Origin of the sequence: Bacillus cereus group sp. MYBK15-3 (genome assembly GCF_051916765.1) — a bacterium.
GTDB classification, from domain to species: Bacteria; Bacillota; Bacilli; order Bacillales; family Bacillaceae_G; genus Bacillus_A; species Bacillus_A cereus.
The window spans coordinates 498,030-521,101 of the sequence record NZ_JBQAHG010000001.1 but is presented as its reverse complement, the minus strand read 5'-3'; the positions used below and the strand labels follow the sequence as shown (position 1 = coordinate 521,101).

Below are 23,072 nucleotides of genomic sequence, written 5' to 3'. Positions count from 1 at the left end.
GCGCATTTCTTCAGAAATGCGTTTTTTTATTATTTTTCTAACATTTCAAGAGGTACATCTTTTTCGCCAGCTACCTCAAATTTAATTTCCCCGTCTTCTTCATAAATACGTGTAATAATCGGTATAGTAATCATTAATTTTTTATGCTGCTTTCGTTTTCGAGCAGCATCTAAGCTAATCACGTTCATTTGTAAGCATCCTTTCTTCTGGAAATATATAAACAAAGAAAATGCGTCCGAAAAGGGCGCTTAATTGAATTTGAAATACCGATTCATTTAAATGGGGTTTATATAATTTAATAACTGCAATTTTAATATGAAATAATATGAATGGAATAATTGCACGTAGAAATTAACTTTACCAAAAAACGAAACAATATGCTATAAAAAAATTCAAATCTTTGTCATATAATAGGAAAAAGGTCTTTGTTTCGCATATAATGAAAGTAGACGGGCAGCAAGAGCTTTTTCATCATATTGCTTTGGAAAGGCGATGAAAAAAATGGATACGTTAGATTCATTATTATTTCAACTTGAACAATATGGAGAAGAGCATGATCGAAATAAAAAAACACGGGAAGAAAAATTACGGAATATTACTCGTGAGATGGGGCAATTTTTATCAATTTTAGTAAAAGGGTGTAGCGCAAAAAACATTTTAGAAATCGGAACTTCTAATGGCTATTCTACATTGTGGTTAGCTAATGCGGTAGAAGAAACAAATGGAAATGTAACAACTGTAGAGCTTTCTTCAGAACGAGTTGGAGAGGCACTTGTCAATTTTGAAAAGGCAAACCTTTTACAAAGGATTGATGTTCATAATCAAGAAGCAGGGGCATTTTTAGATGCGCAATTAGATCATTCATTTGATTTTATTTTCCTAGATTCAGAGCGTACGCAATACATGTGGTGGCTTGAGCATATAAAACGCATTTTACAACCAAAGGGTTTTCTTGTTGTTGATAACGCAACCTCTCATGCAAATGAATTAGCCGAGTTTAAAAAAATGATAGAAGAAGATGAAATGTTTGAAACGGTGTTATTGGCATTTCAAAATGGAGCACTCGTAGCGCGCAAGAAGAAATAGGAGTGAGCGCAATATAATTATCACATTGAAAAAGGGTGTATGTCAAAAGATTGAGTACAGAAGGATAGGAGAACATAATTTATAGTAACATACGAAGAATCCGCCTTCAGCATGTCGTTCTCTAGGTCTTAAGTCTGAGGAAAATTATGTTGTTTACAGGTATACTTATAGTAAGAAACAGGGAATGACTGCATAAACAGGCATTTCTAAAAAAATCGATTTCAAGCAATCAGAATGTATATGAAATACGATATAATAGATGAAATATAGTGCATATAAATTCGCACATATAAATAAAGGAGCGATTTTGTTGACTGAACTCGAGAAAAAAGAACCTGTATCGATCGTGAAAGATAATAATGTAGAAGTAGTGGTTGATACAGTTATAAAAGATGCAGAATTAGAGGAACTGAATAAAGAAGCTGATCTTTATGTACAAAAGTTAAATAGCGAGCAAAATACAGATTTATCAAAAGTATTGTCTCAGCTAGGAGATTTAGGAGATAAAGAGCAACAAGCAGCAGGACAAACGTTGTCAGCATTAAAACGTCCTGTAACAGCGATGATGAATGGAAAGAACGAAGAAATTCCAAATACATTGTTAGAATTACGAAAAGTGGTATCAGAACTTGATCCGAATTCATTAAAAGCAAGTGGTATGAAGAAAATTATGTTTAAAGTATTCAAGAAAAATCCACTTGAAACATACGTGCATAAATATCAATCTATAGATAAGCAAATTGAGGAGATTATAAGATCCCTTCTAATTGGTCGTGACAACTTACAAGAAGATACAGTTGGTCTTGAAATGCTTAAAGAGCAATCGCATGATAAAATTCACGCTCTTGATAAGCAAGTATACTTAGGGAAAAAACTTGCTGGCATGCTGGAAGCTGAGAAACAAAATCCAGAACGTCAAAGAGATATTCCATTAATTAACGATGCGTTAGAAAAGATACTTGTACGTACACGTAATATGCAGCAAGCGAAAAGTGTTTTATTACAATCTATCGCATCTGTAGACATTATTAAGAAAAATAATGAAAAGTTAACAGAGGCAATTCGTAATGCAATTACGATGACGCAAAACGTTGTAACGGTTTCAGCTGCTATTCAGTTAGCGTTAACAAATCAACGGAAAACAATCGATGCAGTGAATGCGACAAATGAAGCAATTGAATCGATGGTATTAAGTAATTCTCAAGCGTTAAAACAAAATACAGAAGAAACGACAAAATTGCTTGAAAACCCTGCTATTAGCATGGATAAATTACGTGAATCATTCCAAAATGTGTTCGCTGCAATTGAAGCATCTGAAAAATCGTCAGAACGTATTATCGAGTCAAGTAAGAAGTTCGTTATTGAACTAGACACATTTAATGATGAGATGAAGCAGAAACTCATTCAGCGTCCAAGGAAATAAAGGATTATTAGAGGAGGTGAACAAATGAGTTTCATTCAAACAGTATTATTACTACTCGGTACATTGCTTTTAATAGCATTTACTGTCGTTGTTTTAGTCGTATATTTCGGACGGAAGCTGTATTTTTCATGGACGAAGCCATATAAAAGAGCGCAAGATTCTTTAGACAAGTTATCAAACAAATCAATACCGTTTCTACAAGAATTTACACAACATCCACTGTTTTATCGCTGGATTCGCACTGAAGGAAAGAAAGAACAAAATACATTAAATACTCTATTTTGTGCATCAGGTCAACGTACGAGAGAACAAGTCTTCTCGATGTTACCGAAAGAAAAGCAGAAAAAAGTGCATGTAATGGCAAAAACTACGAAAAAGCTTACGAATGAAGATATTGATGTAGCTGCGATGAAAGTGAAAGATTTCTTAAGACAAGAGACACAGCAAACTGTAAAACCGACAGACTTATCATTTTACAAATTGTATTTTTATGACCGTTATCCAGACGCATTAAATACAATTCAAGCGTATAAACGCTCAATAAATCCTTCATTACAAAGAACGGTTGATGATATTACAATTTCAGTATTGAATGCACTTCCGTACTATCAAGAGCAACGCATGTTTGAACAACAACATAAACTTGAAACGTTCTTAATGAAAGATTTAACGGCCATGTTATCGTTGGTAGTACAATTACCACCTTCACAAAGACCAGAGAAAGAAGAAGAACTGAAAATCTACTTGGAAAATTTCCAAAAAGAAATGGAAGTAGTAGAGCGAGATATTCGCGACTCAATTGATCACGATTTAAATGTGAAGATGAGAGCAGCGACTGAGAAGTTTAAGAATAAATAACAAAAAGCGCCTTAAAAGCTAAGTATCACAGCTTTAGGGCGCTTTTTGTTATGAGATTTTATTTTGCACTAACGGTAGTATGACTAGAAGCCACACTTTCATTATGCAATCGATCAACTGCAGTTACGACATACGTATACGTTTCTCCAGAAATAGCGGTTTTATCTACATAAATTTCTCCAAGTGTTGTTTTTCTTACAGTAGTAAGTAAATTTTTCGGATTTTGTATATCCACTTCATTTTTCCCATTCGTGCGGTAAATAGCGTAATAAGTAGAATCATTATCTCTATTGTCAATGATACCGATTGCAATACCTTCATCTCTTGGAATGGCACCTTTTAAAGTCGGTTGTTTTGGTGGATCATGATCAAGCCAAGGCATAGGCGGAATTAATGCAGGATATTTATATATGTCTTTTGAGAGTCTATCTTTAGCTCCAAGTGGATTGTTATTAATATCTTTTAAGCTAAAATGCATACTACCTTTTATTTCAGGATATAGCCGGTTTAATGCAATTTGTCTTGGATATTCTTCTGGATCAGACCAAGCAGGGACGGAGTTATTATTAATTTTATAGGCCGCTTGACCGATGTATAGGTGAATCGGTTTGTTATTTGTTTCTTTAACCCACCAATCTACTAATATGTCATATGCAGCTGGGGTGAAACCTATATTCCAATATATTTGCGGTGTAATGTAGTCAATATATCCTTTTTGTATCCACTCACGTGTGTCAGCATAAAGGTCATCATAGTTTCTTTGGCCTGCGGTTGTGTTAGAGCCAGTCGGATCGTCAGCTATATTTCTCCATACGCCGAATGGACTAATGCCAAACTTTACATATGATTTTTCTTGTTTTATAGCAGTATTTAAATCTTTTACAAGTTCATTTACATTGTTACGTCGCCAATCTTCTATATTTGTAAATCTACCGTTATTATATGTTTCGTACGTTTTCTGATCTGGAAATTCTTCACCGGCTACTTTATATGGATAAAAATAATCATCCATATGCAGCGCATCAATATCGTAATTTTGCACGATTTCTAAAGCACCTTCTGTTATAAATTTTTTCACTTCTGGAATACCGGGATTGTAATATAACTTTCCGCCATAAGGGACAACCCAATTGGGATGTTGCCTTGCAGGGTGATTATTTGATAATCGATTTATATCGGTGTGATTCATCGTTATTCGGTATGGGTTAATCCAAGCGTGGAATTCTATATTTCTTTTATGAGTTTCTTCAATCATAAATGCAAGCGGGTCATAACCAGGATCTTTTCCTTGTGTTCCTGTAATGTATTCAGACCAAGGACCGTAATTTGAAGGATAGAAAGCATCAGCGGTTGGTTTAATTTGTACAACAACTGCATTCATACCAGTGCTTTTTACATCGTCTAATAATCTTATAAATTCTTGTTTCTGTTTTTCAATGGGTAAGCCAGTTTTTGAGGGCCAATCAATATTCAGAACAGATGCAATCCATACAGCACGTAATTCATGTTTTTTGTATGCAGTATTTACTTCAGCATAAGTAGAGTGAGGGGGAATGAAAGAGAAAGGGATGAACAAGATGACGATACAACATATCATTAATAAACGTTTAACGATCATTTATACGCCTCCCTATCATATGATTATTTAAAATAATATAGGAGGCGAGGTTGACTTTGCAATAGAGAAAATTGCATATTGAAACATTAATTTAATAGGAAAAATATTTTTAATGAAATTTACTTTCATTATAACTAAATTCATTTACTACTTCATATGCTTGTTAGTAAAGTGAAACTTCCTTTCATTTGAAGGGTAATAAATTATAAGTATAGGAGGATTAATAAATGAAAGTTTTGTTCGTCTGTTCTGGAGGAATGTCCAGTGCAATTGTTGTAAACGCTTTAAAAAAAGAAGCGGAGAAAAATGGTGTGAACATGGAAGTGCATGCAATTGGAACGAATGAGGTAGAGGAAGAAGTAAAGAATGGCTGGGATGTCGTAATGGTGGCACCTCAAATAAGACACCGATTTGACTCTGTAAAAAAATTTGCAGAGGAGGAATCTATTCCGTGTGGCATCATTCCACCGCAAGCATACACGCCACTTGGAGGCCCGACTTTATTAAAAACTGTAAATGAATTAATTAGTTAGGAGGAAGCGTTATGAATAAGTTTGTCACGTTTCTTGATAAAAACTTATCTGGCCCGATGGCAAGGCTTTCTGAGCAGAGGCATCTACAAGCAATCCGTGATGGAGTTATTTCGGCGTTACCATTTATTATAGTAGGAAGCTTTTTTTTAATAGTAGCATTTCCACCACTGCCGAAAGATAGTTTCATATCGGTTTGGGCATTAAAGAATCAAACAAGTATATTGATACCATATCGTTTAACTATGTTTATTATGTCCTTATATATAGCATTTGGAATAGGATATAATTTAGCGAAAAGTTATAAATTAGATGCTTTATCAGGAGCACAGCTTGCGGTATGTTCACTACTTTTAACATTAACGCCTGAGTTAATTGATAAAAAAGGATTCATGCTTCCGATGACAAATCTTGGAGGTCATGGATTATTTGTGACGATGATCGTCTCTATTTTATCAGTTGAGATTTTAAGGTTTTGTAAGAAGAATAACGTAACGATAAAAATGCCAGAACAAGTACCACCGTCAGTATCACGTTCATTTGAAGCACTTATACCTGCAGCATTCGTTATTATTATGATGAGTCTTATTACAGTCGTTTTTAAAGTTGATTTACATTACGTTGTAGATAAACTAGCCGCACCGTTAGTAAAAGCTGGTGATAGTTACTTTGGCGTTATTATACCTGTATTTTTAATTACGTTTTTCTGGTCTTTCGGGATACACGGAGTATCAGTTGTAGGTACTGTGGCAAGGCCACTTTGGGATGTGTATTTAGGAAAGAACGGTGAAGCTGTAGCAAGTGGAGCGAGTCATTTTCCGTTTATTGCACCAGAACCGTTTTATCAATGGTTTATTTGGATTGGTGGTTCGGGTGCAACGTTAGGGCTTGTGTTAGCTATGATTATATTTGGTCGATCAAAATATTCAAAAGCATTATCGAGAACATGTATTGTCCCTGGGATTTTTAATATAAATGAACCGGTTATATTCGGTTTGCCGATTGTATTAAATCCAATTTTAATTATTCCTTTCGTCATTACCCCGTTAGTAACAGCTACTATAGCGTATGCTGCAACCGTAATGGGATTTGTAACACCAACGCATATTATGCCGCCATGGACATTACCTGCTCCAATTGGTGCATATTTAGCAACAGGTGGAGATTGGCGTGCGATTGTATTAGTTTTTATAAATATAACAATATCGTTCCTTATTTATTTACCATTCTTTAAAATGTACGACAAAAATATGCTTGAAATCGAAAAGAATGGTGACGGAGAGTCGGTTAATCCTTAATCTACATGCTGTTATTTTGAGTGATAGACTTTTTGTCTATCACTTCTTTCACATTAAAACTAGAAAGGGGGAAATAGAATGAATATAAAATTTAGTTATAAAGGTGTGTTTTTATTACTATTTGGAGTGATTTGTGCAAATTTACTTTTTGTCCCTTTATTAGGCATGCTAAATTTATCACAAATGCATAGTATTTGGCTCGTTACAAGTATTGCGGCAAGCGTTTTGCTTACGGTAGTTGTTTCTTTCATTGATGGATCGTTTGCATCGAAAGCTCAGTTGTTTTTTAGATTTATATTGTTTTCGATTGGTTGTACGTTCGTTACTTACATGATTGTTTTTTAGTAAATAGGAGGTCATGCATGTTATGTATGTTGCAGGGGTAATGTCCGGTACTTCGTTAGACGGAATAGATGTAGCACTCGTTCATATAGATGGAAGCGGTGTAGATTCTAAAGTTGAACTCATCCATTTTACTACTGTGCCATTTTGTAATGATATGAAAAATGACATCCAGCAGGCATTATCAATAGAAAATTCAAATGTACAACTTATATGCAGTTTGAATTTTAAACTCGGTTTACGCTTCGCAAACGCTGTAAAGGAAGTTTGTAAAGAGGCCAATTTTCCTTTGAGACAATTAGATTTAATTGGTTCTCACGGACAAACGATTTATCATCAGCCACAGCAAGATGGAGGTATGATTCCTTCTACATTACAAATTGGAGAACCAGCAATTATAGCGTATGAAACGAATACGACGGTTATTTCTAATTTTCGAACGATGGACATGGCAGCTGGAGGACAAGGAGCACCACTTGTACCATATTCAGAGATTATTTTATATCGTCACCAAACTAAAAATAGACTACTACAAAATATCGGCGGGATTGGTAATGTGACTGTAATACCAAGTCAACTAAGTGAGAAAAGCGTTATAGCATTTGATACAGGTCCAGGTAATATGGTAATGGATGAAGTATGTCAAAGGTTGTTTCAGTTGTCATATGATCAAAATGGTAACATTGCAAAACAAGGAGTAGTTGTAGAAGAGGTTTTGACATATTGTATGAATCATCCATTTTTGAAAATGAATCCACCGAAATCAACTGGTAGAGAACAGTTTGGAGAAGCGTTTGTGACTGGATTATTGAATCGATTTAAAAAGCATAGTAAAGAAAATATATTGACAACTGTCACGATGTTTACAGCATGTTCAATTGTTCATCATTATAAGGTGTTTATTTTGCCGTATTATGAAATTGATGAGGTGATTTTAGGTGGTGGTGGAAGTTATAATAATACACTTGTTGAAATGTTACGGAATGGATTAAGAGAAGAGAAATGTAGCATATGTATACAAGAAGATATTGGTCACTCTTCAGCAGCGAAAGAAGCAATTGCGTTTGCTATTTTAGCAAACGAAACATATCATCGTAATTCAAGTAATGTGCCGAGCGCAACAGGTGCTAAGAATTCCGTAATTTTAGGGAATATAACATTCCCTCCATACGCAGATGAAAATGAGGCGAACATATGAAGTATATGATTGGAGTAGATGGCGGGGGAACGAAGACAGAGGCAATTGTATTTGATCAAGATGGAAATGAAGTTGTAAGAGGTACGAGCAGATTTGGAAATGTATTAATAGATTTTGATCAGGCACTTTTGCATATTATGGAAGCAATTAATCAATGCCAGAAGAGTTTAATGAATGAGCATTGCGTTTGTATTTGTTTAGGATTAGCTGGTATAAGCGGAGGGAATACAAATGAATTAATATTACGTTTAAAAAAGAAATACGGAACAAAAATTGAAATTTTTAATGATGCAATGATCGCGCATGCAGCTGCTTTAAAAGGTAAGGAGGGAATATTAACTATAGGTGGTACAGGTGCAATTTGTATAGGAAAGAAAGGGGAAGTATATCAGTATAGCGGTGGATGGGGACATATTTTAGGAGATGAGGGGAGCGGATATTGGATTGCATTACAAGCTTTAAAGAAAATGGCAATTCAGTTCGATCAAGGAATCATTCTTTGTCCATTGAGTTTGAACATTCAAAGGCAGTTTCAACTTTTGACACCGTCTCATATAAAAAGCTTAGTATATACTTCTTCTAAAGATAAAATTGCAGCAATCGCGCCATTAGTTATTCAGGAAGCGAGAAATGGCAATGATGATGCGCATGAAATTATGATGCAAGCTGGAAAGGAATTGGCAAGGATTACAGTAAGTGTTTATAACAAGTTGAACTTTAAGCACTCAACGCCAATTGCAGTAAGTGGCAGTATATTGCGTTTAGTTCCTGAAATATTTGCTGTATTTAAGAAATGCTGTGAAGATAGTATGAAAGAAATTACATTCGTATCACAAGCAGAAATGGCAGTGAAAGGAACATATTATTTAATGAGGGATATATATTTTTAAAAATAGTGTATGAGAATTTTTGTATGATTTGTAAAAATATGATGTTAAAATGTATAAAGGGATGTATGTTAAAAACGTACAATATACGTAGTAATTGAATATTGTATATGTAATCCCATGTAGAAAGTGAATGATTACATGATTAATAGTATGCAGTTTTTATATTTGGTGGCTTCTTATTTAATTGGAAACATATTGACCGCTTATATAGTAACAAAATTGAGACATAACGTTGATATTAGGGATGAAGGAAGCGGAAATCCTGGCGCAAGAAATATGGGGCGCGTATATGGAAAAGGGTATTTCATCGCTACATTTTTAGGTGATGCGATTAAAGGGGCAATCGTTGTTGCTGTAGCAAAATATCTTTTTGAAGATCCTACATTCGTAATGTTAACATTATTGGCCGTTATTATTGGACATATTTATCCAGTTTTATTTAAAGGCAAGGGCGGTAAAGGTATTTCAACATTTATAGGAGGACTAATCGCATTTGATTATTTGATAGCGCTTACCCTCTTAGGCATTTTTATTGTATTTTATTTAATATTTAAAGGGTTTACGAAGCCAGGACTAATTACAATTGCTTGTTTACCAATTTGTATGATTCTTTATTCTTATTCTATTGTTACCACTATATTAAGTGGAATGATTATTGTACTTATTCTATATGTGAATCGAGAATAAAATGAATGTTTAATAAGTGGGGATAATCTCCACTTATCATTTTTTATTAAATAGATAAAGGAGATAAGGCGTGGGGTTAATTTATAAAGTTGCTGATCAAGATTGGGAATTTGAAAGTATACATAAATTAAATTATAAAACTTTTGTGGAAGAGATACCACAACATGAAGAAACGAAAGACCGGTTTCGTATAGATCGGTTTCATAAAGAAAATACATATTTAATTTGTTTAGATGAGGATAGATTAGTAGGTATGGTCGCAGTGCGGGGAAAACGACCATTCTCGTTAGATTATAAAATCTCAAATTTAGATGTTTATTTGCAAGAGCATGGAGAAAAAATGTATGAAATTCGTTTGCTTTCAGTAGAACGTGAATATAGAAATGGAAGAGCGTTGTTAGGATTAATTCGTTTTCTACATCGTTATTTGCTTTTAAATGGATATGAATTAGCACTCATTTCTGCAACAACAGGTGAACTAGCTTTATATGAGCAAATGGGATTCAAATCTTTCCATACGTTAGTTGGTACAGAAGAAGCAGCCTTCCAGCCAATGTATGTTACCCCTGCTATGTTTGAAGAGTCGAGTGTTGGGGGGATTATGACGAAAGAATATACGTTTTTACCTGGTCCAGTAGATATTGAAGAGAACGTTCGAAAGGCATTTTCTACGCGGCCTATTTCGCATCGCTCTAAGTCATTTCAAGTGATGATGGGCAATGTAAAAAAACGGTTACTTTACATGACAAAAGCAAAACATGTACAGCTTATGTTAGGAACAGGGACGTTAGCAAATGATGCGATTGCTTTACAGTTACGTTCTTTAAAAGGGAAAGGACTAGTATTAACAAATGGGGAATTTGGTAATAGATTAGTTGGACATGCAAAACGAGCACGGTTACATTTTGATACGTATAAAAAGGAAATGGGAGATCCATTTATTTATACCGAATTAGAAGAAATCATGACAACTGGAAATTATGAATGGATTTGGTTTGTTCATCATGAAACATCTACTGGAATGTTAAACGATTTAAACGAGCTAAATACTCTTTGTAACGAGAATCAAATAAAACTATGTGTAGATTGCATAAGCTCAATTGGAGCAATACCATTATCCTTGAAGGATGTGTATTTTGCAAGTGGTGTTAGCGGTAAAGCGATTAAATCATATACAGGAATTTCTTTCGTTTTTCATAACCACATTGTAAAAATAAACGAGGCTGTGCCGGCCTATATGGACATTGGTATGTATGAAGAAAATGAAAGCATTCCATACTCACAATCATGGAATTTAATTTATGCATTACAAGAAGCGTTGAAGCGATTTGAAGATGAAAAGGTATTTGTAAAAATTAAAGAGACATACGAGTATGTTGAAGAAGTTATTACTGATATGGGCTTAAAGCTTGTTTCACCTAAAGAACATGCCGCGCCAATTATACTTACTATTGTATTAAGCGAAGACCATTCTTCTAAAGTAGTAGGCGATGCATTAGCATTACAAGGATACATCGTTCATTATGAGTCATCTTATTTACAAAAGAATAATTGGATCCAAATTGCATGTTTAAATCATTATAAAGAACGCGATATGAAAAGGATGTTAAATTGTTTGCAAATGTGTTTATTTCAGAGTGGGGTACATATATAAAGATTTTTTCTTTTCGTATAAAGGAGCTACGACTTACGAAAACTTAGAAATAGAACTTTGGAAGAGGTGTCAGTATGATAACTAGAAAACTACCATTACATATAGACGATATTAAAAAAGCTCACAAGATTCTAGATAGAAATGCTCGTAAAACGCCATTAGTAAAATCTTTTTATTTGACTAGTAAAACGGGCGGAGAAATACATTTGAAATTAGAAAATATGCAATTAACGGGTTCTTTTAAATTTCGTGGCGCATTTAATAAAATGTCACGGCTCACGGATCAAGAAAAAGAAAAAGGTGTAATCGCATGTTCAGCAGGTAATCATGCACAAGGAGTTGCATTATCTGCTCATTTACTCGGTATTAAGAGTAAAATTGTTATGCCAATTTCTGCACCGCAGGCGAAAGTTGAAGCAACTAAAGGATATGGATCTGAAGTGATTTTACATGGTGAAACCTTTGATGATGCAAAGGCAAAATGTGAAGAAATTATAAGAGAAACAGGTGAAACATACTTACATCCATATGATGATGTAGAGGTAATGGCTGGTCAAGGTACAATTGGATTAGATATTCTTGATGATATGTGGGATGTAGATACTGTCATTGTACCAATTGGTGGAGGCGGAATTATTTCTGGCATTGCTGTAGCATTGAAATCTTTTAATCCATCCATTAATATAATTGGTGTCCAAGCAGATAATGTTCATGGAATGAAGGCATCTTACGATAAAGGAGCAATCGTAGAACACTATGAGGCGCCTACTATTGCAGATGGTTGCGCAGTTAAAATACCAGGTGAATTAACATTTGAAATTGTAAAAGAATTAGTAGATGATATTGTAACTGTATCAGAAAAAGAGCTGGAAGTAGCGATGAAAGATTTATTACAACGTGGGAAAGCTGTTGTAGAAGGTGCAGGTGCATTAGCAACTGCTGCACTTCTTGCAGGAAAAGTTGATAGTTATATAAAAGGGAAAAAAGTAGTGGCTGTTATATCTGGTGGGAACGTGGACTTACAGCGCATATCAAGTGTATGTGAGCACTTTTTTGTCGCTAATGAAGTGAAATAGTTTTATGAAAGAAGAGCTAAGAGAAATAGTCTTAGCTCTTACTTTTTGTCTACTGTTTACTGTAAGTAGCAATAAACTTGCAAAATTTGCTGTTTAAAAATTATTTTATTTAAGCGCCTATTTTTACACATATCTTTAATGTTACAATAATTATTTCAATATTGTCGAAACATAAGCAGAAATTTAATATAATAGTTTTAATGTGCTAATGAGCGGTGAGGAGGGCAGATCATGAATAAAGAAGAACAGGTCATGAACGGTTTCAGGGAATTATATAATAAGCTGGTTTGGCTTAATAAAGATAAGATGGAAGAAGGTCTTAAAGGTTTTAAGTCTTCTGAAGTCCACTGCATTGAATATATTGAAAACAATGCAAATTCTAACGTGACGCAACTCGCAGAGGCTTTTTATGTGACTCGCGGTGCTATAAGTAGAATGACTAAGAAGCTCATACAAAAAGGCCTTGTTGAAAGCTACCAAAAGTCAGAAAATAAGAAAGAAATTTATTTTAAGCTTACCGAACAAGGGAAAGAAATTTATAAAATCCATGAAGATCTGCACAAAGAGTTTCAAGAGCGGGATAAAGCTGTATTTGAGCAAGTAACTGAAGAAGAATTCGACAGTATAATTAGCTTTGTGGAAAAGTATAGTAGACATTTGGATGCAGAAATAAAGAAACAAGGTATACATATTAAATCGTAATACATTTTAATAATAAAATGGCAGCCTTACTCTAATATGAGAATAGGCTGCTTTTTTATTATTTTATCTTTGTTGACTAATCAACAAAACAGGGTTATCATTTTGTTGACAAAGCAACAAAATATTTTAAGGAGAGAAGTTAAATGTCTATATTTAGATCACAAAATGAAAGGGAAACTGAAAAAAGCATAGATAAACATGCTTTACTATTCGGACTTATTTCTGTATTTCTTTGTGGTATAGGTTTCAGTATCATCATGCCTGTAGTCCCATTCTTAGTACAGCCATATACAAGTAATCCGGAAGAACAAGCATTAGTTGTTACACTACTAACTTCCGTATATGCGGCCTCCGTGTTTTTAGCTGCTCCAGCACTCGGGGCTTTAAGCGATAAGTATGGCCGTCGTCCATTACTTTTAATATGCTTATTTGGTTCTGCAATTGGGTACTTAGTTTTTGGCATAGGAGGAGCTTTATGGGTATTATTTGCTGGACGCATAATAGAAGGTATAACAGGTGGGAGCATAAGTACTATCTTCGCATATTTTGCAGACATCATTCCGAAAGAGCAGAGAACGAAATACTTTGGATGGGTGAGTGCAGTTGTAGGTGTGGGAACTATTATTGGACCCACTCTTGGGGGCTTACTTGCAAAGTTTGGTCATTCTGTACCTTTATACTTTGGAGCGTTCATAACTTTATTAAATGTTTTATATGGTATGAAATACATGCCTGAGAGCCTTGACAAAAATAACAGGTTAAAAGAGATTACTTTTGTAAGGTTAAATCCTTTTGCACAGCTAGCAAATATACTTTCCATGAAAAATTTAAAATGGTTACTTATCTCAGCGTTTTTACTTTGGATACCTAACGGATCTTTACAAGCAATTTTCACGCAATTTACAATGGATACTTTCAGTTGGAAACCTGCATTAATCGGACTTATGTTTTCAATTTTGGGCTTTCAAGACATTGTTTCACAAAGTTTTATAATGCCAAAGCTTTTAATCAAACTTAGTGATAAACAAATAGCAATTCTTGGGATGGTTTCGGAGATTATAGGATACAGTTTTATTGCAGCATCAGCTGTATTTTCACTCTCTCCACTACTTATCGTTGGAATGCTAATGTTTGGTTTTGGGGATTCAATTTTCGGGCCTTCATTCAACGGGATGCTTTCAAAGTCTGTCAGTTCTAATGAACAAGGAAGGATTCAAGGTGGAAGCCAATCTATTCAAGCTTTAGCAAGAATGATTGGTCCGATTATTGGAGGACAAATCTATGTATCACTTGGTCATGCCGCACCTGCTTTTATGGGTATGATTCTTATAGTAGCGGCAATAGCAGTTTTGTATAAGGGAACGTATGAAACTGTATAACAGATAGATATAAGAACAAATAAAAGGGAGTCAGAACTTAAGAACAAGTGCTGATTCCCTATTTGTTTACGGTTTGAGAGCTAAGAGAAATGCTTTTGTTTAGGAATTTATTCTGCTATGCTCTCATGGTGAAGGGTAATATTCAGTGAGGTGGAACTATCATTAATTACAGTTAGCTTTATTTGAAAGTAAAAAGGTAGGTAAATGACTAGATAATTTCATTATGCTTGTGCTGAAGTAAATAATGACTCCATCTTTACTTTGCTCTTTTCTCGAATTTCAGCATCTGCGTGTCTCATAACGTATTTATGCGCTACAGCGATTGCTAAAACATCATCTAATAACCCAATCCCAATAATAGCAGCTATATCTGGAATGAAATCGATTGTTAATACGTAATAAGATAAAGCGGCTAATATTATGAATTTCGCCTTAGTAGGTAATTCTTTCTTTTTCATTGTGTAGAATAAAATAATACTTTCATATACGCTAGATTTACCGAGGTTTACAGAGCTTTTTTTGAACTTTTTCCAAAGTGTCTGTTTCTCCATATAAACACTCCTTTTACAAAACATAGATTTTTTAAAAGGATGGACAAAGAAGTGAGAGATTAATCAATTTTATTGTTTTTCTTAATTATATATTTCCATAAAAATAGGGGATTACCTGTTTAAAATAATATAATGTGGATTATGTAACGATTCATAGTGTTCCGTTACATAGTATATATATTGTAAAATGTATGTGGATGATTTAGTTATTATTATGCATTTTATAAGCGGTATGGGGGAAGCAAAATGAAAATAATAGAACTACCAATTGAATTCGAATTTAACGGGCAAAAACAATGTATTTATCCAAGTTTAATTATATTACATAATGAATTAACGTTAGTCGATACAGGATATCCAAGTTTTTTACCTTTAATTGAAAATGCAATATTAAAACATGGATATGAGATGAAAAACTTAAAAAATATAATTATTACTCATTATGATGATGATCATCTAGGGTCTGTATACGATTTTAAAGTGAAATATCCTCAAATTAATGTTATTGCTAGTGAAATTGAATCTAACTATATTAGTGGTGATATAAAATCAGAGAGGTTAGTTCAAGCTGAAGAAATGTTAGAACGTATGCCAAATGAAGAAAAAGAATTTGGTAAATGGTTTATACAACAGTTAAAAAATATAAAACATATTTCCGTCGATGAAAAAGTGCATGATGGTCAAATGATTTTGGATAATGAATGTCAAATAGTAGCGACGCCAGGACATACTTCGGGGCATATTTCATTATATTTTCCGAATTTAGATTGTGTAATTACGGGAGATGCGGCTGTTCAAGAGAATCGTGAGTTAGTAATAGCTAATCCGAATTTTTGTTTGGATATAGAAAAAGCGAAACAGTCTTTAAACAGGATTAAAAGTTTTAAAGCAGCAGAGTATTATTGCTATCATGGAGGAAAGCTTACTGTATAAATTAATGAAAACCGGTCTTTCCTAAATCGAAAAGATCGGTTTTTTAGTTCATATATTTTGCGATTTCAACCAAATCAGTAACATTATATTTCGGTAAAATTGAAATATATATGTAAAGAAGAATATATATAATTTGAGCAAGGGTATAGGGGGGAGAAGATGGGTTCGTTATTTGATGTAATAGCAAAATTAAGAAGTTCATTTTGTCTTCTACTAACATGGAAGCATTAATAAAATCTGAGAAAAAGCAAAAAGATTTTGTTCATCTAGTACAGGATGAATATAAAAAAAGAAGATAAGAATTTTTTTATTTTTCATATTTGGCGAAACAAATGGTACAATGAAAGCTAATGTGAAAAATAAGGAAAAGAAGTGGTCTATTTGAAAAACTTTTTAGAATTAGGAATTAGTGAAACTTTTAATCATACATTACGTGAAAATGGAATTACAGAAGCAACACCAATTCAAGAGCAGGCAATTCCTGTTATTATGTCTGGTAAAGATATTATTGGGCAGGCAAAAACAGGTACGGGTAAAACGTTAGCATTCGTGTTACCGATTTTAGAAAAAATCGATCCAGAGTCTAGTGATGTTCAGGCCTTAATTGTTGCACCAACAAGGGAACTAGCTCTGCAAATTACAACTGAAATTAAAAAAATGCTTGTTCAAAGAGAAGATATTAATGTACTAGCGATTTATGGTGGGCAAGATGTAGCACAACAATTGAGAAAATTAAAAGGTAATACACATATTGTTGTTGCAACACCAGGACGATTATTAGATCATATACGACGTGAAACAATTGATTTAAGTAATCTTTCAACGATTGTACTAGATGAAGCGGATCAAATGCTTTATTTCGGTTTCTTATATGATATTGAAGATATTTTAGATGAGACACCTGATAGTAAACAAACGATGTTATTCTCAGCAACGATGCCAAAAGATATTAAAAAATTGGCGAAACGTTATATGGATGAGCCGCAAATGATTCAAGTACAAAGTGAAGAAGTAACGGTTGATACAATTGAGCAGCGTGTCATTGAGACGACAGACCGTGCAAAACCAGATGCACTTCGTTTTATTATGGATCGTGATCAGCCATTTTTAGCTGTTATTTTCTGTCGTACAAAGGTTAGAGCAAGTAAGCTTTATGATAATTTAAAAGGATTAGGTTATAATTGTGCTGAACTTCATGGTGATATACCTCAAGCGAAACGTGAAAGAGTTATGAAGAGTTTCCGCGAAGCTAAAATTCAGTACTTAATCGCAACGGATGTAGCAGCTCGTGGACTTGATGTAGATGGTGTAACGCACGTATTTAACTATGATATCCCTGAAGATGTAGAAAGTTACATTCACCGCATTGGCCGAACAGGACGTGCAGGTGGATCAGGTCTTGCAATTACGTTCGTTGCAGCGAAAGATGAAAAACATTTAGAAGAAATTGAAAAAACGCTTGGTGCACCAATACAAAGAGAAATAATCGAACAACCGAAGATAAAACGTGTAGATGAAAATGGAAAACCGGTACCAAAGCCGGCTCCGAAGAAATCAGGTCAAAATCGTCAAAGAGATAGCCGCGAAGGTTCAAGAAGTGATTCAAGACGTGATTCCAGAAATAGCTCAAGAAGTGATTTAAGAAATAGTTCGAGAAATGAAAATAACCGATCATTTAATAAGCCAAGTAATAAAAAAGGTAGTACAAAGCAAGGTCAGCAAAGACGTGGTCGTTAAATGGTTATAATTGTAAAAGAGTCGCAAAATATTGTGGCTCTTTTTTTGTTTGTATACAACAAGGATGATGGCAAGAAAAAACAAAAATTTCATTCACCGTATTTGAAATTTATAAAGGAAATTTTATAGTCCAAAACCATTAGAGCAAGGGTATTACTATCATTCAGCAGAACACTTTGATTAAAAGAAAAGGTATTGAAGCGAGCGAGTATTTTCATTACACATTCCGCAATTATCGAAATAGAACAAGAGAAGTTTATGAAGGATTAAACTCGTATTGGTGTACGATCGTTGGAAACTGGAAAACTAATTTGTTAGTTTTGATCAATGAGGAACTCGAGAAGCACCACTGCCATCCTTATGGGGAAATTGCTTATGACGATGAAGGTAATGTAGTGATAATATGCGAAATAAGAAAAAAGGACTAGCAGTCGTACCTGCCGTCCTTTAATAGGAGAAAAAGTAATCTTGTTTAGAACTACGCATAAACAGAAAATCTGCTTGTAATTAGTTTTACCCTAAATATACATGTCTATACAAAAAAGGGATAAGTAAAAGATACTTATCCCCGGAAGGGAAATCCCAAGCACCAAAATGGCTCGTATTGGTCTGCAGGTTCAAAAGTAGTATATGTAAAACGAAAAATCTCATACAAAAAGCAGACAACGATTTTGGTTGTCTGCCAGTGAGCTCAATGAGTTAGCTAATTGTGATAATTTGCATCCCCATTGCGAGAAGAGTGAAGCTGCTAGTTCAAACAGCTTGTTGGTATTATTTTCGATTTCTTAAAAAATATACAGAGAAAGCAGATAAGTGAAGAGCCTACCTGCTTTTGCTGTAACAAAAGATAAGAGGTATTAGCCGTGGACACGGCGGCTTGAAAATAGTATGTATTTTTATTTGAAAAATATTCAAGGGGTGAAGAAACATGGAATGTTTAATAAAGTTGTTTGTTTTATTAATCAGTTAATTAATAAAACAAAATAGTTATTTGGGAGAAAGGGAAAATGAATATGAGATGAATTGAAGCTGTTGAAGAATTACTTGAAGTGATGAAAGAATGCTTTTGGAACGGAACATCTTTAAAGGGTGAAGCTAATGATTTTAATATTGTATCTTGGCTGATTGAAAAAGCGACGCGTAAAACAAAATAAAGATTTCATTTTGTAGCAATGGAGAATAGATATGTGTACTTATTGGGGGAAAGTAGATAAAGAGTTCTTTAAAAGGCAAGAACCGGAACAAAATAAAAGAGCGGCTAGCAAAAGCTAACTGCTCAATACAAGGAGATACAGAGAAGACTACTTTAAATGAATGTTGGCATACAGCCTACATACAGTATTGACCGAATATTTATTTTAAATTCAATTTATTTAAAGTAAACATCCCAACAGATAAAATGGTTGCGCCTGCTACAGAACCTAGCCAGTCTCTCCAGCCTAATGTATTTAAAGATGCATCTGTTAAATCCGTAATTAAGAAGATAGCAAACATTAATACACCAAATGCTAAGCATCCCCAAAATGTTTGCAAATATTTAATCATCTTCTTTCGGAACTTGCTCATATAAATCACCCTTATTAATAATTTATATTTTTATAAATAAATTATCACATATACAAAAATTAAAAGTGCGAAATATACAATATTACATATTGGAACTCAACAAAATACTCCATTGATAAGTACATAGATCGAACGGAGGCATCGTTCTTTTCCTAAAATGAAAGGTGACGATAAGAAACATGAGATACGTTTTAAACAAATTGAGCGGACGTTAAAAAATAAAAATTTATAAAGGAAATAGAAAGTATGGTGTTGTATATGTACGATAATAGGAAACTTTTTGCAAACTAAACATATAATTTTAATAGACCGACAGTCGGTCTGATGGGAAGGAGAACTTGAATGCGAATTGTAAAGGAGTATGAGGAGCGTAGAAAGGAAATTTTAGAAACAGCTGAGCGTTTGTTTCTTACGAAAGGTTATACGAAAACAACCGTGAATGATATTTTAAAAGAAATTGGTATAGCAAAGGGGACGTTTTATCATTATTTTAAGTCGAAGGAGGAAGTAATGGATGAAATCATTATGAGGATTATTAAAGAGGATGTCACTAAGGCGAAAAGGATTGTCTCCAATCCCGATATCCGCGTTTTAGATAAGTTATTTAAAATTTTAATGGAACAATCACCAAAATCAGGAGATGTCAAAGAAAAAATGATTGAACAATTCCATCAACCAAATAATGCAGAAATGCATCAGAAAAGTTTAGTGCAATCCATTATACATTTATCTCCTGTATTAACGGAAGTTTTAGAGCAAGGAATAGAAGAAGGCATATTTTCTACTCCATACCCACAAGAAACAATTGAATTATTACTCTCTTCAGCACAAGTCATATTTGATGATGGTTTATTCCAGTGGAAACCGGAAGAAATGATGAGAAGAGCTAAGGCTTATATTAAAATGATGGAAGTATCTGTTGGAGCGAAAGAAGGGTCCTTTGATTATATGATCGAGGTTTTAATGAAACAGAAATAGCTTTTTTCTGTTTGAGTGTTATAGACCGGCAGTCGGTCTAGACTAAATGAAGGATGTGATGAAGATGCCAGCAAGTATTCAATCTTCCTTGAAAGATTTTCACTTAATGGTAAGTGGTCAAATTATTACTATTTTAGGTTCAACACTATTACGTTTTGCACTGTCTTTATATGTGCTAGATATAACAGGACGTGCCGATATATTTGCAGGGTTATATGCCATAACGAGTATCCCGTTTTTGTTAGCTCCTCTTGGCGGAGCGATAGCAGATCGTTTCAACCGCCGTAATGTAATGGTCATTTTGGATTTTATAAACGCTGCTATTGTATTAAGTTTTATAGTTTTGTTATTAACTGAATCGGTATCTATTTTATTGATTGGAGCAATTATGTTTTTACTAGCAGTCATTAGTGCAATGTACTCACCAGTTGTTATGGCAAGTATTCCGCAATTAGTTCCAGAGAAAAAGTTAGAACAAGCAAACGGTATCATAAATGGTGTGCAAGCATTATCTAATATAGTTGCACCTGTACTAGGAGGAATATTATATGGCATAATTGGTTTGAAAATGCTCGTAATAACAAGTTGTCTTGCTTTCTTTTTATCTGCAATTTTAGAAATGTTTATTACAATACCTTTTATAAAAAGAGCGCAAGAAAGCCATATCATACCGGCAATTGTAAAAGATATGAAAAAAGGTTTTCTTTATGTTTTAAAGCAACCTTTTATTTTGAAGGCTATGTTACTTGCAGCTTTACTAAACTTAATTTTGACACCGTTATTTGTTGTTGGAGGACCTATTATGTTACGAGTAACTATGCAGAGTAGCGATACGATGTATGGAATTGGAATGGGATTAATTGATTTTGCAACCATATTAGGGGCATTGTCAATCGGTTTCTTTGCTAAAAAGTTACAGATGAAAACATTATATAATTGGATGCTTATCATAGCTTTATTAGTAATGCCAGTGGCACTATCAGTTACACCGTTTATTCTTAATTTAGGATACTATCCACCATTTATCCTCTTTATACTTTCTTCTCTTCTAATCGCAATGATTATGACAATTGTATCCATTTATGTGATTACTGTAGTCCAAAAGAAAACACCAAATGAAAATCTAGGAAAAGTGATGGCATTTATAACAGCGGTATCTCAATGTATGGCACCAATTGGGCAAGTCGTATATGGTTTTATGTTTGAAGGATTCAGTACGAAAATTTATTTACCTATATTTGCTATTAGTTTCATAATGATATTAATAGCTATAGTGACGAAGAAAATATTAAGAAATGAAGGGAACTAGCTTCATATGATTAGGAGAATGTTAAAAAGAGATTTCTCTAAAAATAAAATGATAATTATCATTTTATTTATGTTTATCAAGTTATCAAGTTTTTAATGGCTAGTGCTTCAAGTAACGTTATAAATCTATGATCGATTGTTTAAAGTATCAAGCGCACCGCACGTCGTACAGATTCATACCGGAGAAATAAATCAAAAGTCAATGGATTCATTTGTAGAAAAAACTCCTTTTGTAAAAAAGTAGCAAACGGCAGAGATGATCCAAGTACAAGTAAACGGGTATAACATTTTTATACAAAATAAAAATAAGGCGAACATAATAGCGTAATAGATATTAGTTCCGTGAAACAAAACGCTAATTTTAATTTTTTATTAGATTTAAATAATAAAGTGATACAGATTAGTAAAGGGGAAATAGGTGTACCGATTTATTTTATGCAAAAATACAATCTGCATATTGGAGATGAAATATGGATTATAAAAAATAATATAGAACAAGAATTTACGATATCAGCATGTGTTCGTGATGTTCAAATGAATCCATCAATCGTTAGTTCAAAGCGATTTGTAATAAGCAATGAAGACTTAGAAAGATTAAAACGAAATTTGGGAGAAAGAGAATATCTTATTGAATTTCAGTTAACAGATGTAAATTAGATAAATGAATTTGAAGATTTATACCAGTCATCGAACTTACCTCAAAAAGGTCCCTCTATTACTTATCCTCTTTTTAAAACACTTAATTCATTAACTGATGGAAGAATACTATCGGGAAATTAGTGTTATGAAAGCTATCGGCATTACAAGTAAAGATATTCAAAAACTATATGTAACAAAATATGTTGTTATTTCAGCTGGCGGATGTATATGTGGATATATTCTTTCACGATTTGTTACAAAAGTATTCACCTCAAATATCGCTCTTTATATGGGGGCAGGAAAAAGTGATATACGGATAGATTTACAGCAATCTGAAAATATAGAGCAACGATTTAAGGGCGTTATATCAAGAATATAAGATGATAGGTCAAACAAACCTTGATATGACAACGTTTTTTTGACTTTTTTTGATGAAATGCAAACATTTTGCAAACATAGGTTATCCAAAGATACTTTTACCGAAGTTTTTAACTGCTTCTTCTTGCATATTCGGTAAAACATGAGGTTACCGTATCGTTTAATTGGTTACTGGTTAGGATTGCAAATGGCAATTGAGCAATTAGAGAAAAATAAACCTACAGCAGAAGCAGTTACTTTA

At 33.7% G+C, this 23,072-nt stretch carries 21 protein-coding genes and 2 pseudogenes; 18 read left to right on the top strand and 5 right to left on the bottom strand.

Annotated elements, in window-relative coordinates; genetic code table 11:
* Window positions 1-29: 29 nt before the first annotated feature.
* Complete coding sequence (locus tag ACTFR8_RS02625) at window positions 30-188, bottom strand: hypothetical protein (RefSeq protein WP_001100984.1); 159 nt, start codon at window positions 186-188, stop codon at window positions 30-32.
* Window positions 189-492: 304 nt separating this feature from the next.
* Between ACTFR8_RS02625 and ACTFR8_RS02620 the strand changes: the two genes are divergently transcribed.
* The 3 genes from ACTFR8_RS02620 to ACTFR8_RS02610 all read left to right on the top strand — a co-directional run bounded on the left by ACTFR8_RS02620 (window position 493) and on the right by ACTFR8_RS02610 (window position 3,367).
* Window positions 493-1,086, top strand: coding sequence for an O-methyltransferase (locus ACTFR8_RS02620; RefSeq protein ID WP_252209972.1), 594 nt, complete (start codon window positions 493-495; stop codon window positions 1,084-1,086).
* A 310-nt stretch (window positions 1,087-1,396) separates the two neighbouring features.
* Window positions 1,397-2,509 carry a toxic anion resistance protein gene (locus ACTFR8_RS02615; protein ID WP_000137396.1) on the top strand — a complete coding sequence of 371 codons (1,113 nt, stop codon included), beginning with the start codon at window positions 1,397-1,399 and terminating at the stop codon, window positions 2,507-2,509.
* A 24-nt stretch (window positions 2,510-2,533) separates the two neighbouring features.
* On the top strand, window positions 2,534-3,367 hold the full coding sequence (locus ACTFR8_RS02610) for a DUF3974 domain-containing protein (RefSeq protein WP_000008378.1): 834 nt from the start codon (window positions 2,534-2,536) through the stop codon (window positions 3,365-3,367).
* Between the two features lie 58 nt (window positions 3,368-3,425).
* Here ACTFR8_RS02610 and ACTFR8_RS02605 read toward each other — a convergent pair whose 3' ends face one another.
* Complete coding sequence (locus ACTFR8_RS02605) at window positions 3,426-4,985, bottom strand: glycoside hydrolase family 10 protein (RefSeq protein ID WP_252209974.1); 1,560 nt, start codon at window positions 4,983-4,985, stop codon at window positions 3,426-3,428.
* 227 nt (window positions 4,986-5,212) lie between these two features.
* Between ACTFR8_RS02605 and ACTFR8_RS02600 the strand changes: the two genes are divergently transcribed.
* From ACTFR8_RS02600 to ACTFR8_RS02555, 10 genes are all read left to right on the top strand, one after another.
* Window positions 5,213-5,518: a PTS sugar transporter subunit IIB gene (locus tag ACTFR8_RS02600; RefSeq protein WP_000865907.1), complete on the top strand. Its 306-nt coding sequence runs from the start codon at window positions 5,213-5,215 to the stop codon at window positions 5,516-5,518.
* An 11-nt stretch (window positions 5,519-5,529) separates the two neighbouring features.
* Window positions 5,530-6,813, top strand: a complete 1,284-nt coding sequence (locus ACTFR8_RS02595; RefSeq protein ID WP_252209978.1) for a PTS sugar transporter subunit IIC — start codon at window positions 5,530-5,532, stop codon at window positions 6,811-6,813.
* 78 nt (window positions 6,814-6,891) lie between these two features.
* Window positions 6,892-7,158, top strand: a complete 267-nt coding sequence (locus tag ACTFR8_RS02590) for a hypothetical protein (RefSeq protein ID WP_001021963.1) — start codon at window positions 6,892-6,894, stop codon at window positions 7,156-7,158.
* Between the two features lie 22 nt (window positions 7,159-7,180).
* Entirely contained in the window at window positions 7,181-8,353 is a 1,173-nt protein-coding gene (gene anmK / locus ACTFR8_RS02585) for an anhydro-N-acetylmuramic acid kinase AnmK (RefSeq protein WP_252209979.1), read from the top strand.
* The gene (locus tag ACTFR8_RS02580) at window positions 8,350-9,243 is read left to right on the top strand and encodes a BadF/BadG/BcrA/BcrD ATPase family protein (RefSeq protein ID WP_440026918.1); all 894 of its coding nucleotides are present in this window, start codon (window positions 8,350-8,352) and stop codon (window positions 9,241-9,243) included. Before anmK ends, ACTFR8_RS02580 begins: the two co-directional genes overlap by 4 nt.
* Before the next feature lie 138 nt (window positions 9,244-9,381).
* On the top strand, window positions 9,382-9,930 hold the full coding sequence (plsY, locus tag ACTFR8_RS02575) for a glycerol-3-phosphate 1-O-acyltransferase PlsY (protein WP_000610871.1): 549 nt from the start codon (window positions 9,382-9,384) through the stop codon (window positions 9,928-9,930).
* Between the two features lie 70 nt (window positions 9,931-10,000).
* On the top strand, window positions 10,001-11,584 hold the full coding sequence (locus ACTFR8_RS02570) for an aminotransferase class V-fold PLP-dependent enzyme (protein WP_252209980.1): 1,584 nt from the start codon (window positions 10,001-10,003) through the stop codon (window positions 11,582-11,584).
* Between the two features lie 74 nt (window positions 11,585-11,658).
* Window positions 11,659-12,660, top strand: a complete 1,002-nt coding sequence (gene tdcB / locus ACTFR8_RS02565) for a bifunctional threonine ammonia-lyase/L-serine ammonia-lyase TdcB (protein WP_000632952.1) — start codon at window positions 11,659-11,661, stop codon at window positions 12,658-12,660.
* Between the two features lie 231 nt (window positions 12,661-12,891).
* Window positions 12,892-13,362 (top strand): MarR family transcriptional regulator, encoded by a 471-nt coding sequence (locus ACTFR8_RS02560; RefSeq protein WP_001030906.1) that lies wholly within the window; start codon window positions 12,892-12,894, stop codon window positions 13,360-13,362.
* 143 nt (window positions 13,363-13,505) lie between these two features.
* Entirely contained in the window at window positions 13,506-14,741 is a 1,236-nt protein-coding gene (locus ACTFR8_RS02555; RefSeq protein ID WP_000021825.1) for an MFS transporter, read from the top strand.
* A gap of 221 nt (window positions 14,742-14,962) precedes the next feature.
* On the opposite strand, the gene ACTFR8_RS02550 is transcribed toward ACTFR8_RS02555, so the two are convergent.
* The gene (locus ACTFR8_RS02550) at window positions 14,963-15,292 is read right to left on the bottom strand and encodes a YkvA family protein (RefSeq protein ID WP_000415089.1); all 330 of its coding nucleotides are present in this window, start codon (window positions 15,290-15,292) and stop codon (window positions 14,963-14,965) included.
* A gap of 246 nt (window positions 15,293-15,538) precedes the next feature.
* Here ACTFR8_RS02550 and ACTFR8_RS02545 point away from each other — a divergent pair, with 246 nt between their 5' ends.
* Window positions 15,539-16,225, top strand: a complete 687-nt coding sequence (locus ACTFR8_RS02545; protein ID WP_098272342.1) for an MBL fold metallo-hydrolase — start codon at window positions 15,539-15,541, stop codon at window positions 16,223-16,225.
* A gap of 372 nt (window positions 16,226-16,597) precedes the next feature.
* Complete coding sequence (locus tag ACTFR8_RS02540) at window positions 16,598-17,962, top strand: DEAD/DEAH box helicase (RefSeq protein ID WP_030025603.1); 1,365 nt, start codon at window positions 16,598-16,600, stop codon at window positions 17,960-17,962.
* 1,353 nt (window positions 17,963-19,315) lie between these two features.
* Here the strand turns inward: ACTFR8_RS02540 and ACTFR8_RS02535 are convergent.
* Window positions 19,316-19,528: a hypothetical protein gene (locus ACTFR8_RS02535; protein ID WP_000033159.1), complete on the bottom strand. Its 213-nt coding sequence runs from the start codon at window positions 19,526-19,528 to the stop codon at window positions 19,316-19,318.
* Window positions 19,529-19,870: 342 nt separating this feature from the next.
* On the opposite strand from ACTFR8_RS02535, the gene ACTFR8_RS02530 reads away from it, so the two are divergent.
* The 3 genes and pseudogenes from ACTFR8_RS02530 to ACTFR8_RS02520 all read left to right on the top strand — a co-directional run.
* On the top strand, window positions 19,871-20,506 hold the full coding sequence (locus ACTFR8_RS02530) for a TetR/AcrR family transcriptional regulator (protein WP_097918593.1): 636 nt from the start codon (window positions 19,871-19,873) through the stop codon (window positions 20,504-20,506).
* Between the two features lie 64 nt (window positions 20,507-20,570).
* Window positions 20,571-21,815, top strand: a complete 1,245-nt coding sequence (locus ACTFR8_RS02525; RefSeq protein ID WP_001111712.1) for an MFS transporter — start codon at window positions 20,571-20,573, stop codon at window positions 21,813-21,815.
* Window positions 21,816-21,821: 6 nt separating this feature from the next.
* Window positions 21,822-22,766, top strand: a pseudogene (locus ACTFR8_RS02520) (ABC transporter permease); the annotation flags it as partial.
* A 147-nt stretch (window positions 22,767-22,913) separates the two neighbouring features.
* On the opposite strand, the pseudogene ACTFR8_RS02515 reads toward ACTFR8_RS02520, so the two are convergent.
* Window positions 22,914-22,976, bottom strand: a pseudogene (locus tag ACTFR8_RS02515) (transposase); the annotation flags it as partial.
* Window positions 22,977-23,072 lie beyond the last annotated feature (96 nt).

Bases quoted from the DNA above. Each gene is read 5' to 3' on its own strand.
- ACTFR8_RS02625 (WP_001100984.1), bottom strand. From the start codon at position 188: ATGAACGTGATTAGCTTAGATGCTGCTCGAAAACGAAAGCAGCATAAA.
- ACTFR8_RS02620 (WP_252209972.1), top strand. From the start codon at position 493: ATGAAAAAAATGGATACGTTAGATTCATTATTATTTCAACTTGAACAA.
- ACTFR8_RS02610 (WP_000008378.1), top strand. From the start codon at position 2,534: ATGAGTTTCATTCAAACAGTATTATTACTACTCGGTACATTGCTTTTA.
- ACTFR8_RS02605 (WP_252209974.1), bottom strand. From the start codon at position 4,985: ATGATCGTTAAACGTTTATTAATGATATGTTGTATCGTCATCTTGTTC.
- ACTFR8_RS02600 (WP_000865907.1), top strand. From the start codon at position 5,213: ATGAAAGTTTTGTTCGTCTGTTCTGGAGGAATGTCCAGTGCAATTGTT.
- ACTFR8_RS02595 (WP_252209978.1), top strand. From the start codon at position 5,530: ATGAATAAGTTTGTCACGTTTCTTGATAAAAACTTATCTGGCCCGATG.
- ACTFR8_RS02590 (WP_001021963.1), top strand. From the start codon at position 6,892: ATGAATATAAAATTTAGTTATAAAGGTGTGTTTTTATTACTATTTGGA.
- anmK (WP_252209979.1), top strand. From the start codon at position 7,181: ATGTATGTTGCAGGGGTAATGTCCGGTACTTCGTTAGACGGAATAGAT.
- ACTFR8_RS02580 (WP_440026918.1), top strand. From the start codon at position 8,350: ATGAAGTATATGATTGGAGTAGATGGCGGGGGAACGAAGACAGAGGCA.
- plsY (WP_000610871.1), top strand. From the start codon at position 9,382: ATGATTAATAGTATGCAGTTTTTATATTTGGTGGCTTCTTATTTAATT.
- tdcB (WP_000632952.1), top strand. From the start codon at position 11,659: ATGATAACTAGAAAACTACCATTACATATAGACGATATTAAAAAAGCT.
- ACTFR8_RS02560 (WP_001030906.1), top strand. From the start codon at position 12,892: ATGAATAAAGAAGAACAGGTCATGAACGGTTTCAGGGAATTATATAAT.
- ACTFR8_RS02555 (WP_000021825.1), top strand. From the start codon at position 13,506: ATGTCTATATTTAGATCACAAAATGAAAGGGAAACTGAAAAAAGCATA.
- ACTFR8_RS02550 (WP_000415089.1), bottom strand. From the start codon at position 15,292: ATGGAGAAACAGACACTTTGGAAAAAGTTCAAAAAAAGCTCTGTAAAC.
- ACTFR8_RS02545 (WP_098272342.1), top strand. From the start codon at position 15,539: ATGAAAATAATAGAACTACCAATTGAATTCGAATTTAACGGGCAAAAA.
- ACTFR8_RS02535 (WP_000033159.1), bottom strand. From the start codon at position 19,528: ATGAGCAAGTTCCGAAAGAAGATGATTAAATATTTGCAAACATTTTGG.
- ACTFR8_RS02530 (WP_097918593.1), top strand. From the start codon at position 19,871: ATGCGAATTGTAAAGGAGTATGAGGAGCGTAGAAAGGAAATTTTAGAA.
- ACTFR8_RS02525 (WP_001111712.1), top strand. From the start codon at position 20,571: ATGCCAGCAAGTATTCAATCTTCCTTGAAAGATTTTCACTTAATGGTA.